Source organism: Pseudomonas sp. S37 (assembly GCF_016658545.1).
Lineage (GTDB): Bacteria > Pseudomonadota > Gammaproteobacteria > Pseudomonadales > Pseudomonadaceae > Aquipseudomonas.
Genome location: NZ_JACVZC010000218.1, coordinates 1 through 2383 on the forward strand (window position 1 = coordinate 1; position 2383 = coordinate 2383).

Here is a 2383-nt window from a genome sequence, read left to right on the forward strand (position 1 = left end):
GTAAGCGTCCGGCGAACTCACCTTCCGAACTCCAGCTTTAAGGGCGATGGTGTCCGCGTATTTTTAAGCGGACGCGATTACCCTTATCGCCAGGATTTTCATGCGCCAACGAAGCTCTTACCCCAAACCGTTCAAGGCCCAGGTCGTTCAGGAATGCCTGCAACCTGGTGCAACCGTTTCCAGTGTCGCTATCAGCCACGGCATCAATGCCAATGTCATTCGTAAATGGCTGCCGCTCTACCGAGACCAATCCGCAGCAACCCCACTACCGGCATTTGTCCCTCTGAAGGCTGCACCTAAAAGGCCAGCCGAGGCGTCAGCGATCATCGAGTTACCCATGGCCGGGCAAATGATCACGGTGAAATGGCCAGCCTCGGATCCTGAGGGTTGTGCGCAGTTTATTCGGGCTGTCGCTCAATGATCCGCATTGATGCCATCTGGCTGGCCACCGAGCCGATGGACATGCGCGCCGGTACCGAAACCGCCTTGGCGCGAGTGATCTCGGTATTCGGTGCGGCGAAGCCGCACTGCGCTTACCTCTTCGCCAATCGCCGGGCTAATCGGATGAAAGTGCTGGTGCACGATGGCGTCGGCGTCTGGCTTGCCGCGCGTCGACTGAACCAAGGCAAGTTCCACTGGCCTGGCATTCGCCATGGCTGCGAGGTCGAACTCGATAACGACCAACTTCAGGCATTGGTACTGGGTCTGCCGTGGCAGCGTGTCGGCGCCGGCGGTGTGATCAGCGTGCTGTAAACGCCGGCCATTTGGCCGGTCTACTTGTCGTCGTCCCGCGCCTGCTCTGGCACAATCGGCGGCATGACTTTCTCGACCAACCTCGACCAGATGACCCCGGAACAGCTTCGTGCCTTGGCGGCACAGGCGTTGCAGTTGCAATCCCAAGTCGAGGCGATGAGCAAGAAGATCCAGAACGATGAAATCCTCATCGAACAGTTCAAGTTCGAAATCGCCCTGCTCAAACGCCACAAGTTTGCCAAGCGCAGCGAGCAGATCAGCCCGACGCAAGGCAGCTTGCTGGATGACCTGCTCGACACCGACCTTGAAGCTATCGAGGCCGAGCTGAAACAGCTTCTCCCAACTGCGCCGCAGGCCGAGCCCCGGCAATCACCGAAACGTTCGTCATTGCCACCGCAGTTTCCACGCACGGTGATTCGTCACGAACCCGAAAACACCCAGTGCGCCTGTGGCTGCCAACTTCAACGCATCGGCGAAGACGTCAGCGAGAAGCTGGATTACACGCCGGGCGTGTTTACCGTCGAGCAACATGTACGTGGTAAATGGGCCTGCCGCCAGTGCGAAACACTGATCCAGGCGCCGGTGCCAGCGCAGGTCATCGACAAAGGTATTCCAACTGCAGGCCTGCTGGCTCACGTGATGGTGGCCAAGTTTGCCGATCACTTGCCGCTGTACCGGCAAGAGAAAATCTTTGGTCGCGCCGGACTGGCAATTGCTCGTTCGACCTTGGCCCAATGGGTCGGACAAACTGGCGTGAGACTTCAACCGCTAGTCGATGCACTGCGTGAAGCGGTGCTGAACCAGGGCGTGATTCACGCCGACGAAACACCGGTTCAAATGCTTGCGCCAGGCGAGAAGAAAACCCGCCGGGCCTACGTCTGGGCTTACAGCACGACGCCGTTTTCGGCGCTCAAAGCAGTGGTCTACGACTTCAGCCCAAGCCGTGCTGGCGAACATGCACGCAACTTCCTGGGCGATTGGAACGGCAAGCTGGTTTGCGATGACTTCGCTGGCTACAAAGCTGGTTTTGAGCAGGGCATCACTGAAATCGGGTGCATGGCTCACGCCCGTCGCAAGTTTTTCGACCTGCACGTGGCGAACAAAAGTCAGCTGGCCGAACAAGCGCTGCACTCGATCAGCGGCTTGTACGAGGTCGAGCGTCAAGCGCGGGACATGAGTAACGATGATCGTTGGCGAATACGTCAGGAAATGGCGGTGCCGATCCTCAAAAAACTGCATGACTGGATGTTGGCCCAACGCGACTTGGTGCCCAATGGATCAGCCACGGCCAAAGCACTCGATTACAGCCTGAAACGCTGGGTAGCGCTGACGCGCTACTTGGACGATGGGGCTGTGCCCATCGACAACAACCAGGTCGAGAACCAGATACGGCCATGGGCCCTCGGGCGCTCGAACTGGTTATTTGCTGGATCGCTGCGCAGCGGTAAGCGGGCTGCGGCCATCATGAGTTTGATCCAATCGGCGCGCATGAATGGGCATGATCCATATGCCTACCTCAAAGATGTGCTGATGCGGCTGCCGACGCAACGGGCTAGTGAGATCGGACAGTTGCTACCGCATCAGTGGATGCCGGCCTGACTTACGCAAGGTGAGTTCGTCGGACGCTTAC

The 2383-nt window shown here is 58.5% G+C and carries 3 protein-coding genes; all 3 read left to right on the plus strand.

Annotated elements, in window-relative coordinates:
- Nucleotides 1-100 precede the first annotated feature (100 nt).
- The 3 genes from tnpA to tnpC all read left to right on the plus strand — a co-directional run bounded on the left by tnpA (nt 101) and on the right by tnpC (nt 2352).
- Complete coding sequence (gene tnpA, locus IAE39_RS29330) at nt 101-421, plus strand: IS66-like element accessory protein TnpA (RefSeq protein WP_201207944.1); 321 nt, start codon at nt 101-103, stop codon at nt 419-421.
- Nucleotides 418-753 (plus strand): IS66 family insertion sequence element accessory protein TnpB, encoded by a 336-nt coding sequence (tnpB, locus tag IAE39_RS29850; protein WP_236548878.1) that lies wholly within the window; start codon nt 418-420, stop codon nt 751-753. The genes tnpA and tnpB overlap by 4 nt, the downstream gene beginning before the upstream one ends.
- Before the next feature lie 63 nt (nt 754-816).
- The gene (gene tnpC / locus IAE39_RS29340; RefSeq protein ID WP_201207945.1) at nt 817-2352 is read left to right on the plus strand and encodes an IS66 family transposase; all 1536 of its coding nucleotides are present in this window, start codon (nt 817-819) and stop codon (nt 2350-2352) included.
- Nucleotides 2353-2383: the final 31 nt, after the last annotated feature.